Origin of the sequence: Leisingera daeponensis DSM 23529, from assembly GCF_000473145.1 — a bacterium.
Taxonomy (GTDB): domain Bacteria; phylum Pseudomonadota; class Alphaproteobacteria; order Rhodobacterales; family Rhodobacteraceae; genus Leisingera; species Leisingera daeponensis.
This window is the reverse complement of sequence record NZ_KI421500.1, coordinates 73,364-87,346: the sequence shown is the minus strand read 5'-3', so window position 1 is coordinate 87,346 and position 13,983 is coordinate 73,364. Positions and strand designations below refer to the sequence as shown.

Annotated in this window: 12 protein-coding genes; 7 read left to right on the top strand and 5 right to left on the bottom strand. The window is 67.2% G+C overall.

The genetic code is table 11. From position 1 onward, the window contains the following. Positions 1 to 116: 116 nt before the first annotated feature. Positions 117 to 884: a tRNA pseudouridine(38-40) synthase TruA gene (truA, locus tag DAEP_RS0100730; protein WP_027243325.1), complete on the top strand. Its 768-nt coding sequence runs from the start codon at positions 117 to 119 to the stop codon at positions 882 to 884. A gap of 243 nt (positions 885 to 1,127) precedes the next feature. After that, positions 1,128 to 1,877 (top strand): NYN domain-containing protein, encoded by a 750-nt coding sequence (locus DAEP_RS0100725; protein ID WP_027243324.1) that lies wholly within the window; start codon positions 1,128 to 1,130, stop codon positions 1,875 to 1,877. Positions 1,878 to 2,055: 178 nt separating this feature from the next. Here DAEP_RS0100725 and DAEP_RS0100720 read toward each other — a convergent pair whose 3' ends face one another. The 3 genes from DAEP_RS0100720 to DAEP_RS0100710 all read right to left on the bottom strand — a co-directional run bounded on the left by DAEP_RS0100720 (position 2,056) and on the right by DAEP_RS0100710 (position 4,462). Next, positions 2,056 to 2,316 carry a hypothetical protein gene (locus DAEP_RS0100720; RefSeq protein WP_027243323.1) on the bottom strand — a complete coding sequence of 87 codons (261 nt, stop codon included), beginning with the start codon at positions 2,314 to 2,316 and terminating at the stop codon, positions 2,056 to 2,058. Between the two features lie 138 nt (positions 2,317 to 2,454). Further along, entirely contained in the window at positions 2,455 to 2,814 is a 360-nt protein-coding gene (gene gcvH, locus DAEP_RS0100715; RefSeq protein ID WP_027243322.1) for a glycine cleavage system protein GcvH, read from the bottom strand. 199 nt (positions 2,815 to 3,013) lie between these two features. Continuing rightward, entirely contained in the window at positions 3,014 to 4,462 is a 1,449-nt protein-coding gene (locus tag DAEP_RS0100710; protein WP_027243321.1) for a glutamine synthetase family protein, read from the bottom strand. A gap of 215 nt (positions 4,463 to 4,677) precedes the next feature. Between DAEP_RS0100710 and DAEP_RS0100705 the strand changes: the two genes are divergently transcribed. The 3 genes from DAEP_RS0100705 to DAEP_RS0100695 all read left to right on the top strand — a co-directional run bounded on the left by DAEP_RS0100705 (position 4,678) and on the right by DAEP_RS0100695 (position 6,941). Beyond that, a complete protein-coding gene (locus tag DAEP_RS0100705; protein WP_008557346.1) occupies positions 4,678 to 5,454 on the top strand; it encodes an IclR family transcriptional regulator domain-containing protein in 777 nt (258 codons plus the stop codon). 70 nt (positions 5,455 to 5,524) lie between these two features. Further along, positions 5,525 to 5,836, top strand: coding sequence for a hypothetical protein (locus DAEP_RS0100700; RefSeq protein WP_245595042.1), 312 nt, complete (start codon positions 5,525 to 5,527; stop codon positions 5,834 to 5,836). Positions 5,837 to 5,957: 121 nt separating this feature from the next. Next, the gene (locus tag DAEP_RS0100695) at positions 5,958 to 6,941 is read left to right on the top strand and encodes a type I glyceraldehyde-3-phosphate dehydrogenase (protein ID WP_027243319.1); all 984 of its coding nucleotides are present in this window, start codon (positions 5,958 to 5,960) and stop codon (positions 6,939 to 6,941) included. A gap of 28 nt (positions 6,942 to 6,969) precedes the next feature. Here DAEP_RS0100695 and DAEP_RS0100690 read toward each other — a convergent pair whose 3' ends face one another. Both DAEP_RS0100690 and DAEP_RS0100685 read right to left on the bottom strand, forming a co-directional pair. After that, positions 6,970 to 7,578 (bottom strand): hypothetical protein, encoded by a 609-nt coding sequence (locus DAEP_RS0100690; RefSeq protein ID WP_027243318.1) that lies wholly within the window; start codon positions 7,576 to 7,578, stop codon positions 6,970 to 6,972. Positions 7,579 to 7,642: 64 nt separating this feature from the next. Beyond that, the gene (locus tag DAEP_RS0100685) at positions 7,643 to 7,909 is read right to left on the bottom strand and encodes a hypothetical protein (RefSeq protein ID WP_245595041.1); all 267 of its coding nucleotides are present in this window, start codon (positions 7,907 to 7,909) and stop codon (positions 7,643 to 7,645) included. Between the two features lie 586 nt (positions 7,910 to 8,495). Here DAEP_RS0100685 and DAEP_RS0100675 point away from each other — a divergent pair. Then, positions 8,496 to 10,298: an autotransporter assembly complex protein TamA gene (locus DAEP_RS0100675; protein WP_027243316.1), complete on the top strand. Its 1,803-nt coding sequence runs from the start codon at positions 8,496 to 8,498 to the stop codon at positions 10,296 to 10,298. Beyond that, positions 10,295 to 13,924 (top strand): translocation/assembly module TamB domain-containing protein, encoded by a 3,630-nt coding sequence (locus DAEP_RS0100670; protein ID WP_027243315.1) that lies wholly within the window; start codon positions 10,295 to 10,297, stop codon positions 13,922 to 13,924. Before DAEP_RS0100675 ends, DAEP_RS0100670 begins: the two co-directional genes overlap by 4 nt. The last annotated feature ends 59 nt before the right edge of the window (positions 13,925 to 13,983 follow it).

The following is a 13,983-nucleotide window of genomic DNA, read 5'->3' as shown; positions in this document are numbered from 1 at the left end:
AGTTCCCGCTTTGCTGGTGCGCGCGGCCCACAACCCAGGTGCGCGCCGGCGGCGGGGCGTAGCGCTTGCGCACGCGGGGCTTGCCCCAGCCCGGCGCTGTTGCTAGTTGCGCGGCCATGCCGCGTTTTGCTTTGAAAGTCGAATACCACGGGAAGCCTTTTGCCGGCTGGCAAAGGCAGAAGGATCTGCCGTCCGTGCAGGGCGCGATCGAGGCTGCGCTGGCGCGGCTGGAACCGGGGGAACACACCATCGCCGCCGCCGGGCGCACCGATACCGGCGTGCATGCGCTGGGACAGGTGGCCCATTGCGATATGGCCAAGGACTGGGACCCGTTCCGCCTGTCGGAGGCGCTGAATTACCACCTGAAGCCCGACCCGGTCGCCATCGTGGCCTGCGCCCGGGTGGACGATGACTGGCACGCGCGGTTCTCCGCGGTGGAGCGGCAGTATCTGTTCCGCATCCTGATCCGCCGCGCGCCGGCCACTCATGACGCTGGGCAGGTCTGGCAGCTGAGCCATGAGCTGGACGCGGACGCCATGCAGGAAGCGGCCAAACATCTGATCGGAAACCATGATTTCACCACCTTCCGCTCTTCCATCTGCCAGGCGCAAAGCCCCGTGAAGACGCTGGATGAGCTGACGGTGGAGCGGGTGCAGGGTTTTTCCGGGCCGGAGATCCATTTCCACGTGCGCGCCCGCAGTTTCCTGCACAATCAGGTCAGGAGCTTTGTCGGCACTCTGGAGCGGGTTGGCGCAGGCGCCTGGGACCCGGCGGATGTGAAAGCCGCGCTGGAGGCCCGCGACCGCGCCGCCTGCGGGCCGGTCTGCCCCGGCCACGGGCTGTATCTGGCGCGGGTGGGCTATCCGGAAGACCCCTTCGCCTGAGACCAAAGCGCGGCGGACCCCCCGCGGCACAGCCTGTGCACCTCCCGTACACCCCCGGTGCACCCCCATGTCCACCTCCCGGCACAGCGCGCGGCAGACGCGGCCGGGGGACTGCCCCCGCAAGCCGCTCTTGCATCTTGGCAGCCGCGGCCCATACTCGACCCGGACATTCCGGCACCAGGCAACGGCAGGCAAATGCGCTGCTGCCCTGCCCCCTCAGATTTGCAAAAGGCATAACCCGCAATGGCTAACACCACGAAACCGCCGCTTCTGGCCGTCCTGATCGACGCCGACAACATCTCCGCCAAATATGCGGAGGCAATGTTCGATGAGATCGCCTCCTTCGGCGAGGCCAGCATCCGGCGCATCTATGGCGATTTTGCCGGCGGCAGCCCGCAGGGCTGGAACAAGGAGAAGCTGGCGGCGCTGGCAATTGTCCCGCATCAGCAGTTTGCCAATACCACCGGCAAGAATGCCTCTGACATCGCGCTGGTGATCGATGCGATGGACATCCTGCATTCGGGCCGCTTTGACGGTTTTGTGCTGATCTCCTCGGACAGCGATTTCACCCGGCTGGCCAGCCGCATCCGCGAACAGGGGCTGGACGTCTACGGCATGGGGATGCGCAAGACGCCCGCGGCCTTTGTCAAAGCCTGCAAGCGGTTCATCTATGTTGAGAACCTGCTGGAGGACCCGGGTAAGAGCAAGCCCAAGGCGAAGAAAGCGGAAGAGACCAAGGAAGAGACCAAAGATGACGCACCGGCAGAGCTGGTGGATCCGACCAAGCTGGTGGTGCGGGCGATGGATGCGATCGACCAGGACGACGAGTGGTTCACCCTGGGCCAGATAGGCCAGTACATCACCGCAGCCTCGCCGGATTTCGACACCCGCAGCTACGGCAAGCGCAAGCTGAGCGACCTGATCGCCTCGCTCAAGCTGTTTGAGACCAAGCGCGGCGAGGGCAATCAGATCCTGGTGCGGCGGCTGGACTGACAAGCCAAAGGGCCGCGGCAACGGGAAAAAGTAGCGTTCGCTTTGGCCCGGGCGGCGGCCTGTCCCGGTGCCGGGGAACTTCTGGCAGGCAGGCGCCGCCGGCTGAGACGCTGCGGATGAGGAAAGCACATCACTCATTGCCGTAAAGCGGTGCCGGCGCAGGAGGCCAGCCCGGCAGCTATGAGCGGTAGTCCGGGTTTTCGCAATCAAACCGGCAGCCCGCGGGCCAGTCGTCGCGGTCCCGGCCCTGTCCGGTCATATCCGGGCAGACGCCGGGCGGCACCTGGTGATCCAGCGTGTGCAGATGCTCTACCGCAACACCGTCCTTTTCCATGATGACGGAGGACGCACCCATCGGCAGGCGGGCGTGGCTTTTCCTGCCGTCCTTTTTCAGCGCTGTGGTGATGAAAAGGGCTTTGACCCCTGAAAATCCGGTCATTGCGCACCTCCTGCCAGGCATGGGTGTTTTGGCGATGACCGGATAGCAGCCCGCACCCGGCGGGTGCATAGGCGGCTGGCGGGATCGTGATCGCCGCCGCCCGCAGCCTGCCGCGGAAGCCGCAGCAGGCGGGAAATATCAGGAGATGAAGTCCTTATAGCCTGCTTCATCCATGTAATCGTCCATCGGCGACAGGTCCGAGGGTTTGATCTTGAAGAACCAGGCCGCGCCCTCGGGGTCGTCGTTCACCTTGCCGGGGTCGTCGGCCAGCGCCTCGTTCACCTCGACGATCTCGCCGTCGAGCGGGGCAAGGATGTCGGACGCCGCCTTGACCGATTCAATCACCACGACCTCATCGTCCTTGGAGACTTCGGTGCCCGGCTCCGGCAGCTCGATATAAACCACTTCGCCGAGCTGTTCGGCGGCATGGACGGTGATGCCGACGGTGATCAGGTCGTCCTCGGGCAGCAGCCACTCGTGTTCCTCGGTGTATTTCATGGGGGTGTTATCCTTCGAAGAGGCATGGGGTTTGAATGGGTTGAGGCTGCCGGAAATGGCGCCGCGGATGGCAGAGGACGGCGCGGCCGGCCCCTGCATGCGCGGGTATACGCTATCAATGAGCGGGGTCGGCGATCAAGACGGCAAAGCCCGATTGAATAGGAATTTTTGCGCATCGCCGGGCGGCTCGCGCGGCGCCTCAGAACAGGTCGAAATACTCCGCCTGCTCCCACTCGCTGACGGTGTCCAGATAGCGCTCCCACTCGAACTGCTTGAGCTGCAGCAGGTAATCCGCAGTGTCCGCCCCCAGCGCCTCTCGGCACAGGGTTGAGCCTGCGAAGCCGTCCAGCGCCTGGCCCAGCGAGCGCGGCAGGCGCGCGGCCTCCTCGCTGTAGGGCGACAGGGTGGGTTTCGGGGCCTCCAGCCCCTCGCGGACCCCGGCGGCGCCTGCGATGATCTGGGCGGCGAGCGCATAGTAAGGGTTGGCCGAGCTGTCGGGAGCACGGTTTTCGATCCGGCTGGCGGCATCGCCCGGCTGCATCAGCGCGCGCAGCATGGCGCCGCGGTTGTCCACGCCCCAGCCGATCCGGCTGGGCGCCAGTTGAAACGGCAGATACCGCTTGTAGCTGTTCACCGTGGGCGCGGTCAGCAGCGAGGTCTCAGCCGCGTATTTCAACAGGCCCGCCATCCAGCCGCTGGCAGGCGGGGGCAGCACCCCGGCGGCTTCCGGCATGAACAGATTGCGGCCCGTGGCCAGGTCCTGCAGCGACTGGTGGACGTGCCAGCCGCTGGCCAGGGCCCCCGCCAGCCGCGGCTTGGCCATGAAGCTGGCGTGCAGGCCGTTTCTGGCGCAGACCTCCTTGACCATGGTGCGGAACATCACCATCGCGTCGGCCTGCTCCATGGCGCTGCCGGGGGCAAAGGTGAACTCCACCTGGCTGGGGCCCATCTCGATTTCCACGGACCGCACCGGCAGGCCCAGTTTCTGGGCGTTGCGGCGCAACAGGTCCAGGATGCCCTCGACCTCGCCATAACGGGTTTCGGTGAGGTACTGATAGCCTTGCGTCAGGTTGCGGGTCTGGACCGGGGCGCCGGGGCGGCCTGCCTGCTCGCTGGCGGCGGAAGGGTCCGCCAGTTCGAAGATGTGGAATTCCACCTCCAGCCCGAAGGTGGCCGCCATCCCCTGCCCCGCCAGCCGGTCCACCGCACGCTGCAGCACGCCGCTGGAGGCAAAGGGGATCCGCTGGCCGTCCAGGCAGACCGGCTCGCAGAAGATCCAGGCGGAATGGCCGGACCAGGGCAGCGCGCGGAAGGTGTCCGGGCGCGGCACCAGCAGCACGTCGCCCGCGCCCTGTATCGGCGCGGCCAGCCCGGTGCCGCCCTCCCACACAGGAAAGGCATTGCGGTGCGAGGTGTCCTTGAGCAGCAGGGTCGCGGGCACGTTGAGGCCGCGGTCGAAGACACCGGCAAAAGCCTCCGGCATCACCGCCTTGCCGCGCAAGAGCCCGTGCTGGTCCGGGAACAGCACCCGCACCGTCTCGATCCCGTCGAACTGCGCGCGGGAGGTGATCTCTGCCGCCTTGCGGCAGTCCTCCGCGCTGAGCAGTCCCAGGCGGGCCAGTTTGCCGGATGTGAAGTCTTGTGCCATGGGCGGCCTCTCGATGCAGAGCGGTTTGAAATTGCACCGGAAACGGCCCCAGCGTCCAGCCCGCCGCCGGGCTTCCCCGTAACCCGTTGCGCAATCTGGATATTGCGGAGGTTTTGCGGCTTGACAGAGTTCACGAAGCGAACAAGCTGTGCAGCATTTGCACAAAGGCCGCCGCAGCAGGCGGCAGCATTTCAGAACCAGGACAGGCAGCGCAGATGACAGCGGTGGAACAGGACAGGAATATTTCGTCGAGCTTTGCCAAGGGGCTGGCCGTTCTGGCGGTGTTTGATGCGGCCAGCCCCAGCCTCACTCTGGCCGAAATCGCCCGGCGCACCGGGCAGGACCGGGCCACCGCCCGGCGCGGGGCGCTGACTCTGGTGCAGGCGGGCTATCTGCGCCAGGACGGGCGGATGCTGTCCCTGACGCCGCGGGTGCTGGCGCTGGCGGGCGGTTTCCTGCAGGCCAACCAGTTCGGCCGCCGGGTGCAGCCGGTGCTGAACCGGCACGCCCGGCAGATGGAGATCGAGGTGACGCTGGCGATGCTGGACCAGGGCCGGGTGCTGCTGCTGGCGCAATCGACGGTGGATCACGGCCACATCACCTATGGCTTCACGGCTGGTTCGCATATCCCGCTGGCCCATACCAGCCTGGGGCGGATGCTGCTGGCCGGCCTGCCGGAGGAGGAGGCAGCGGCGGTGCTGGCAGAAACCGTCATCCCGCACCACACCAGCCAGTCGCTGACCGGTCCCGCCGCCATTCTGGACCGCGTTGCCCAGGCGCGCGAACAGGGCTACTGCCTGACCGACAGCGAGTTCGAAGCCGGGATCACCGGTTATGCGGTGCCGGTGTCGCGCCCGGGCCGGACGCCGATTGTGGCGGGCTGCTCTGCCCCGCGCGGGCGGCAGCCGCAAGCCGATGCCGAGCGGCTGCTGCGCGGGCTGCAGCTGTGCGCGGCGGAGCTGCGCCAGGCCGAGGCGGTGGACCACCTGTAAGGCGCGTCTTGCTTTGTGCCGGGGCTGCGCTAGGCTGAGCGCAGGCATTTCCCGCAGGAGCATTTCAATGATGAAACAGACTGCACTGGCCGCGGCCCTGTGCGCCGCGCTTGCGCCGGCCGCATCCGCAAAAGGCGTGGAAGGCACCAAGGTTTCCGTTCTGGGCCGCGACTGGCTGGTGGTGCCGGTCGAGGGCACAACGGGCCGCTACAGCGCCACGCGGATGAACCTGGAGCACCTGGCCTTCCGTCCGCCCGCGGTGCTGACCGCCCGGCAGGCGGTGCGGGCCATGCAGGCGGCCACCGGCTGCAGCGTCAATCTGGACACGATGGTGCGCACGATCACCGGCACCTATTACGCGCAGGTCATCTGCCGCAAATAGCAACGCCTTTAACGGATGTGCGGTATTGCGGCCTTTTCCTGAAACATCCTCTTGGGAAATGTGATCATTTTCCCGGGGGCCATGGATTGAGCGGCCCTGGCGCGCCTGCCATAGATTGCGCATGAAACTTGCTATCAACGGATTCGGCCGCATCGGCCGCGCCATCCTGCGTCAGATTCTGACCACATCGCGCGGAGACGGCATCGAGGTGGTGCGGATCAACGATATCGCGCCCTTGGACATGTGCGCCTATCTGTTCCAGTACGACAGCACATTCGGCCCCTTTGCGCATCCGGTGGAGCATGGCAGCGGCGCGCTGCAGGTGATGGGCCGCAGCATTCCGGTCAGCCATGAGCCCGACCTGACATCGGTCGACCTGAGCGGCGTCGATCTGGTGCTGGAATGCACCGGCATCGCCCGGACATCCGACGTGGCAGAGCGCGGACTGAAGGCAGGCGCTGGCAAGGTGCTGATCTCCGGCCCCTCCCCCGCGGCTGAGCTGACCATGGTTCTGGGCGCCAACGAGGAGGCTTTGGGGAATACAAGGATCGTCTCCAACGCCTCCTGCACCACCAACGCGCTGACGCCGCTGGTCAAGTTGCTGGACCAGATTGCCGGCATCGACACCGCGCATATGACGACGATCCACTGCTACACCAACTCGCAGCCGATGGTGGACGCGCCGCGGGGCGATTTTACACGCTCGCGCGGCGGGGCGCAGTCGATGGTGCCGACGACGACCTCTGCGATGCATCTGATCGACGAGGTGCTGCCGCATCTGAAGGGCCGGGTCAGCGGCGCCGCGGTGCGGGTGCCGACGGCCAGCGTGTCGGCGGTGGATCTGGTGGCGCAGCTGAAGACCCCGATGAGCGCGGCGGAGTTCAGCGCCGCGCTGCGCGAAGGGGTGGCGGCCTCCCAGGTGATGGGCTGGACCGATATGCCGCTGGTGTCCTCAGACCTGCGGGCGCGGACCGAGTCGCTGGTGATTGCCGGGCCGGAAACCCGCATGGCGGGGACTTCACAGGTGCGGGTGTTCGGCTGGTATGACAATGAATGGGGCTTTTCCGCCCGGATGCTGGATGTTGCCCGCCTGATGGCGGGCTGAAAGCCGGCCGCCTGCAGCGCGTGCCCGGCTATCCTTGGGGGCTTTGCCCTTGTGACACCAGCCGCAGCCAGCGGAAAATCAGCATCAGGGCGACCATGCAGACCGCAAGGCCGATCAGGTCGCCCGCAGCGTAAACCGCCATCACCGGCAGCTGATCGTCGGGGAAAATCAGGCCCGAGAACACCACCGTCTGCCCCAGCGAGTTGATCACCGACGCCAGCCCGCCGATGGCCAGCAGCGCGGTCCAGGCGATCCGCCGCGCCTGGCCCGCATAAAGGTCCCAGCCGAACAGCCAGGCGATCTCGAAGGCCGCGTACACCGAAAACGCGCCGACGGCGATGGATTGCAGCAGCACCGGCTCCATCAGCTCCCGCACGCCGGCCGTGGTGAACAGCAGCTCTGACAGAAGCGCCCCCGCGGCGAGCGGCAGCACGGCCTTCCAGCCGAACAGCCAGATGCACAGCACCCGCACCCCGTGCGGCAGGTAGGCCAAGCTGGCAAAGACGGTGATGTCCGGCAGGAAAAGGTTCTGCACCGGCGTGACCACCAGGGCCGTAAGGCCGTGGCAGATGACATAGACAGCGGTGATCACCGCAAACCCCTGCACCGGGGACAGAAACTGGTAAAATCGACTCATGCCGCCCGTTTATCCAGCGGACGCAGAACCTGCAATCAGATGCCGCGCCGCAGGCGGCAGGCTTTCACTCGGCGGCGGGGTCAAAGCGCACCACGTAATGCTTGGCCCGGCTGCCGCCGGCCCGCTCCAGCAGCCCCATGCCCAGCAGCGATCTCAGCGTGCGGTGATAGGTGGCCTGGGCAATTCCCTGCACCAGCCGGTGGCTGCGAATCTGGTCGGATTGCACCGCTTCCCCCGGCGCGCTGGTCAGCGCATGGGCCGCCAGCAGCACGTCCCGCTCCGCCGGGCTGAGCCGGTCAAGCCCGATATCGCGCTCCATCTGAAACAGCATGTCGCGCAGTTCAAAAATTGATTTCAAAGCATCCAAAACTGTTACCCCTTGAAAACTCAACCTTCTGGTTCAGCACAGGTCCTGCCGCGGCCAGGCGGAATGATACCACCTGACATTACCAGACTGATAATTAAAATTACCAGACTGACAATTATATGGACTGTGGCAATCCACGTGATATCATTTCCAGCAGGCCTGGCTGCATGTGAGTGGTGGCTGTGCCTGCGTTACCTGATGTAGTTCTTGTTAATGAGTGCCAGCTCCGGCAGGTCCACCTGCCGGAGCTGAACCGAATAGTACATTTTAACTACCGCTTTCCAATCTCGTTTACGGTCATTTTTCCCTCATTCGCGCCAAAGCGGCAAAAAGTCGCCCCGGCTGGACGCCACTTTCACGTGGCTGGCGGGGCCGCAGCCTCTCGCGCGGTCCGGATGCGCGGCAATCCGCCGCTGCCGGAGACAGGCGGAATGCCGCTGCTTTGCCAGTTCCATCCCGCAAATTTCCCGTGCTAGGCTCAGCGCTGACGCCTGCCGCCCTTCCGGGCCGCACGGCCGGATTTTTTTTACGCCCGCTGCCGGGAGCAAACATGAATTTTCCATTCCGCCCGCGCCTGACCGCGCGCGCCTTTGTCTTCAGCTTTCTGACCCTGCTGCCGCCTGCCGCCTTTGGCGCGGACGCCACGCTTCAGGCCCCCGGGGCCAATGCCGGCCTTGCTGACCGGCTGCGCGGCGCCTCGGCCTCGGTTGCCGCCAGCGGCGAAACCAATGTGCAGGAGATTCTGGCGGCAGCGCTGTCGGACTACCGGACGCTGGTGCAGGTGCTTTATGATGCGGGCCATTTTGCGCCGGTGGTCAATATCCGCCTGGACGGGCGCGAGGCGGCGCTTATCCAGCCGCTGAACCCGCCGCAAAGCGTCCGCACGGTGGAGATCACCGTCCAGCCGGGCCCGAAGTTTGCCTTCGGCAAGGCGGAGCTGTCGCCGCTGCCCCGGCAAAGTGACGTGGAGTTTCCCGAGGATTACGCTCCGGGGCAGCCCGCCAGCACTGGCGCGATCCGGGATGCGGCAGTTGCGGGTGTGCGGGCCTGGCGGCGCAGCGGCCATGCCAAGGCCGCTGTGGCAGAGCAGAGGATCACCGCCAATCACCTGCAGGCGCGCCTGGATGCCCAGCTGCGGCTGGCCCCCGGTCCGCGCCTGCGTTTCGGCCGGATGGCCGTGACCGGCGACACAAGGGTGCGCGAGGAGGCCATCCGCAGTATCGCGGGCTTTCCGGCGGGGGAGGAGTTCCACCCCGACCTGATTGCCAAATCCGCCAGCCGGCTGCGCCGCACCGGCACCTTTTCCAGCGTGGTGCTGCGCGAGGCGGAGCAGCCGAACCCGGACGGCACCCTCGATTACACCGCGGTGGTCGAGGACCTGCCACCGCGCCGCCTGACCTTCGGAGCCGAGATCAGCTCCTCCGACGGGGTGGAACTGTCGGGCAGCTGGATGCACCGCAACCTGTTCGGGGCTGCGGAAAAGCTGCGGATTGAGGCGCGGGTCAGCGGCATCGGCAGCAGCAACGACATCGACGGGCGCGTGGCAGTGCGGCTGGACCGGCCTGCGGCGCTGGGGCCGGATGACCTGATCTTCTACCTCGCCGAGGCAGAACGGCTGGATGAGGAGCATTACAAGGCCACCCAGGTGTTTGGCGCGGCCGGGGTGCGGCGCACCTTCTCCGACAAGTTCTTTGCCGAGGCTGCGCTGGGGGTGTCCTCGACCCTGGCCGAGGACGTGTTCGGCAAGCGGCGGTTCAAATACATCGCGGGCCGCCTGCGGGCGGAATACGACGAGCGCGACAGCCGGGTGAACCCGGCCAGCGGCTATTACCTGCAAGGCACGGCGACGCCCTTCATCGGCTTTGGCGGCAGCAAGTCCGGGGTGCAGATCGAAGCGGACGGGCGGGCCTATTGGGGCTTGGGCGCAGACGACCGGATCGTGCTCGCCGGGCGGCTGCAGCTGGGCTCTGTCGCCGGCCCGTCGCTGAGCGAAATCTCCCCCACCCTGCTGTTCTTCTCCGGCGGTGCGGGCACGGTGCGCGGGCATGAGTTCCAGTCGCTGGGGGTGCCGGTTGGCGGCGGCACCGCCGGCGGGCGCAGCTTTGCGGCGCTGTCGGGCGAGGTGCGGGGCAAGGTCACCGAAACGATTTCCTTGGTCGGCTTTTACGACATAGGTTTTGTCGATGCGGACAGTTTCGTGTCGGGATCGTCCGCGCGCCATGCCGGCGCCGGCATCGGGGTGCGGTATGATGTGGCGGGTATCGGGCCGATCCGGCTTGACCTTGCCTATCCGGTGGACGGCGGGTCCGAGGACGGGCTGCAATTTTATATCGGGATAGGACAGGCGTTTTGAAACAGATACTTGCCTATAGCCTGGCCCTGGGCCTCACGGCGGCGCCGCTGGCGGCGCAGGACACTCCGAAAGAGGACGCCGGCGGGCTGCTGGTCGATTTCCTGGAGGACACGCTGTCGGGCGACAGCCGCTATATCAGCGTCAGCGGGCTGCAGGGGGCGTTTTCCTCTGAGGCCAAAATCGAGAAGATCACGGTGGCCGACGAGAAAGGCATCTGGCTGACCATCGAAGGCGCCGCGCTGGACTGGAACCGGCTGGACCTGCTGCGCGGGCGGTTTTCGGTCAATGAGCTGTCGGCGGAGCGCATCGCGGTGGAGCGCGCGCCCGAGCCGCTGCCGCCGGACCCGGAACTGCCGGAGGCCGCGGCCACGCCCTTCTCGCTGCCGGAGCTGCCAGTGGCCATCGAACTGGGCCTGATCAAGGCACAGAGAATCGAACTGGGCGAAGCGCTGGCGGGCACGGAGGCCAGCCTCAGGCTTGAGGGATCACTGCGGCTGGCGGACGGCGCGCTCGACACCAAGCTGGAGGCGGTGCGGCTGGACAAGCCCGGCGACCACCTGCGGCTGGAGGCGGGATATGCAAATGAGACCCAGCAGATCACCCTGGACCTGACCGCGGATGAGGCTGCGGGCGGGCTGATCTCCCGCAGTCTGGACCTGCCCGGCAATCCGGATTTGCGGCTGACCGCCAAGGGCAGCGGCCCGGTCACGGACTTCACCGCTGATATCAGCTTCAGCGCCAACGGCGCGGAGCGGCTCGCGGGCCAGGTGGTGCTGGCCGCCCAGCCCCTGCCCGCGGATGCGGCGCCGGAAACGCCTCGGGACATTCGCTTCTCCGCCGATCTGGGCGGCAATATCGACGTGCTGCTGCCGCCGGTGCACCGGCCGTTCTTTGGCCCGGGCCTGCGGCTCAACGTGAAAGGCATCCGTGAAGGCAGCGGCGCGCTGGCGATGGACACGCTGGTTCTGCGCACCCGGGCGCTGCAGGTGAGCGGCGCCGCAGCGCTGGCGGCAGGCGGGCGGCTCGACACCGCCAACCTGAAGGTCTCCATCACCCCGCCGCCGGGCCAGGCCGCAGTCACCCTGCCCGTGGGCGGCGGCCAGACCACGCTGGCGGCGGCGGATCTGCAGCTGCGCAAGCGGACGGACGGCAACTGGACCCTGGACGGCATCCTGAACCAGCTGAGCCACCCGGGCGCCCTGGTCGACCGGGCGGAAGTCACCGGTCGCGGCACGCTGGACCAAAGCAGCGGCTTTGCGCTGGAGGGGCGGCTGTCGGCTGCGCTCAGCGGGTTGCAGCCGCGCGACCCGGCGCTGGCCAAGGCAACCGGCAGCGACATCCGCTTTGAGGGCACCCTCAGCACCGAAGGTCCCGGCGCGCTGCGGATCACCGGTATGGAACTGCGCGGCACCGATTACCAGGCGGCGGGCGATGTGACGCTCGACGGGCTGGAAGAGGGGCTGAAAATCACCGCAGACCTGACCGCGGAGGCCTCGGAGCTGGCGCGCTTCTCGGAACTGGCCGGACGGCCCCTGGGCGGCGCGGTGCGGGCGGACATCCAGGGCTCCTTCACGCCGCTGTCCGGCGCCTTTGACACTGATCTGGACCTCACAGCCGAGAACCTCTCTGCCGGGATTGCCAAGGCGGATGAACTGCTGGCGGGGACCACCACAGTGGCGCTCAAGGCGTCGCGGGACGAGATCGGCATCGCCGTCGACGCATTCGAGCTGAAGGGCAGCGCGCTGGCCGCTTCTGCTGCGGGCACGCTGAACAATGACAGCGGCCAGATGGAGATCACCGCCCGGCTGACCAAGGTGGAGGTGCTGCTGCCGCAGGCCCCCGGCACGCTGGAGCTGGCCACCACCCTCACCCGTACCGGCAGGCGGTTTGATGGCGTGGCAGAGCTGACCGGGCCGCATTCCTCCAGCGCCCGGCTGGACGGCTCCGTCACCCTGGAAGGCGACGCCGATTTCGACTTTGCCGCAGCCTTCAACGAACTGGAGCGGTTCATACCGGAGCTTGCGGGCCGGCTGACTGCCGAAGGCACCGCGGAGCGGCGCAACGGGGAATGGCAGATCGCCGCCACCGCGGATGGCCCGGCGGACCTTGCGGTAAAGGCCGAGGGGCGCTTTGCCGAAAGCAATGGCGACACCGATCTGCGGTTTGACGCCGTCATCGGGCGGTTGCAGCAGCTGGTGCCGGATCTGGCCGGGCGGCTGGCCGCCAAGGGCACAGCCGCCCGCCGCAACGGCACCTGGACCGTAGACAGCACCGCCAGCGGCCCCGCGGGCATCGACAGCCGCATCGCAGGCAGCTGGAACGAGGCCGAGGGCACCGCCGATGTGACTGCCAAAGGCACCCTGCGGCTGGAGGGGATGAACCCGTTCATCTCTCCCAACCTCATGCAAGGGCCTGCGAATTTCGACCTGGCCCTGCGGGGGGCGCCGGCGCTGGACTCCCTGAGCGGCACCGTGTCGGTCCCCGGCGCCTCGCTGGCGATCCCGGCGGCGGCACAGCGGCTGGATGACATCAACGCCACCGTCTCCTTTGCGCGTTCCAGCGCGCAGGTGCAGGCCTCGGCCCGCGGCCGTGACGGCGGCACCCTGCAGATCAGCGGCCCGGTGGCAATGCGCCCGCCCTTCAGCAGCAATCTGCAGATTGCCATCGGCGATCTAGTGGTGACCGACAACCTGTCTTACGAGACCCTTCTGAACGGCAGCCTGACCCTGTCCGGCGCGATGGCGGGCGACAAGCGGATCGGCGGGCAGATCAATGTGGGCGAGACCAATATCAACCTCAACACCGCCGGCGGTTCAGTTTCGTCGGCGCCAATCCCGCCGATCCGCCATGTGAACGCGCCCCGCGACGTGCGCCAAACGCTGGCGCGGGCCGGGCTGACGGGCAACAACGGCGGCGGCGGCGGCGGTTCCGCCAGAACCGAACTGGATATCCTGATCAGCGCCCCCTCACGGGTGTTTGCCCGCGGCCGGGGCCTGCGCGCAGAGCTGGGCGGCGAGATCCGCCTGCGCGGCACCACCGCGCGGCTGTCGCCCTCGGGCCAGATCAGCCTGATCCGCGGCACCTTTGACATCCTGGGCCGGCGGCTGGATCTGGACGAGGGGCGGATCACGCTCCTCGGGGATCTGAAACCCTATCTGGAGTTCAAGTCCACCGCCGCCACCGGCGAGGGCACCGCCACACTGGAAATCTCCGGCCGGGTCGATGCGCCCGAGATCAAGGTGACGTCGGAGCCGCCGCGCCCGTCGGAGGAGGCGCTGGCATTCTTGCTGTTCGGGGACAATATCGAGGACATCTCGCCGCTGGCGCTGGCCCGGCTGGCCGGCTCCGCGCTGACGCTCAGCGGACGCGGCGGCGGGGCGCAAAGCAAGGTGCGGCAGGCCACCGGCGTCGATACCGTCGACATCGGCACCGACAATCTGGGCGCTGGCCAGCTGGGCCTGGGCGGTTATGTGGCGGAGAACGTCTATACCGATTTCAACGTCAACACCCGCGGCGACAGCGAGCTGAGCATCAATCTGGATGTGACCAAAAGCCTGACGGTGCAGGGCACGGTGGACAGCGAAGGCGAGACCGGATTCGGCCTGTTCTTCAAGCGCGACTACTGACGGCGGCCGCCAGGCCGCCATCTGCCGAGGGCCTGTTTGCGGCCATCTGCCGCCCCAGG

Bases quoted from the DNA above. Each gene is read 5' to 3' on its own strand.
- DAEP_RS0100675 (WP_027243316.1), top strand. From the start codon at position 8,496: ATGAATTTTCCATTCCGCCCGCGCCTGACCGCGCGCGCCTTTGTCTTC.
- DAEP_RS0100700 (WP_245595042.1), top strand. From the start codon at position 5,525: ATGAAACAGACTGCACTGGCCGCGGCCCTGTGCGCCGCGCTTGCGCCG.
- DAEP_RS0100725 (WP_027243324.1), top strand. From the start codon at position 1,128: ATGGCTAACACCACGAAACCGCCGCTTCTGGCCGTCCTGATCGACGCC.
- DAEP_RS0100710 (WP_027243321.1), bottom strand. From the start codon at position 4,462: ATGGCACAAGACTTCACATCCGGCAAACTGGCCCGCCTGGGACTGCTC.
- gcvH (WP_027243322.1), bottom strand. From the start codon at position 2,814: ATGAAATACACCGAGGAACACGAGTGGCTGCTGCCCGAGGACGACCTG.
- DAEP_RS0100705 (WP_008557346.1), top strand. From the start codon at position 4,678: ATGACAGCGGTGGAACAGGACAGGAATATTTCGTCGAGCTTTGCCAAG.
- DAEP_RS0100690 (WP_027243318.1), bottom strand. From the start codon at position 7,578: ATGAGTCGATTTTACCAGTTTCTGTCCCCGGTGCAGGGGTTTGCGGTG.
- truA (WP_027243325.1), top strand. From the start codon at position 117: ATGCCGCGTTTTGCTTTGAAAGTCGAATACCACGGGAAGCCTTTTGCC.
- DAEP_RS0100720 (WP_027243323.1), bottom strand. From the start codon at position 2,316: ATGACCGGATTTTCAGGGGTCAAAGCCCTTTTCATCACCACAGCGCTG.
- DAEP_RS0100695 (WP_027243319.1), top strand. From the start codon at position 5,958: ATGAAACTTGCTATCAACGGATTCGGCCGCATCGGCCGCGCCATCCTG.
- DAEP_RS0100685 (WP_245595041.1), bottom strand. From the start codon at position 7,909: ATGCTGTTTCAGATGGAGCGCGATATCGGGCTTGACCGGCTCAGCCCG.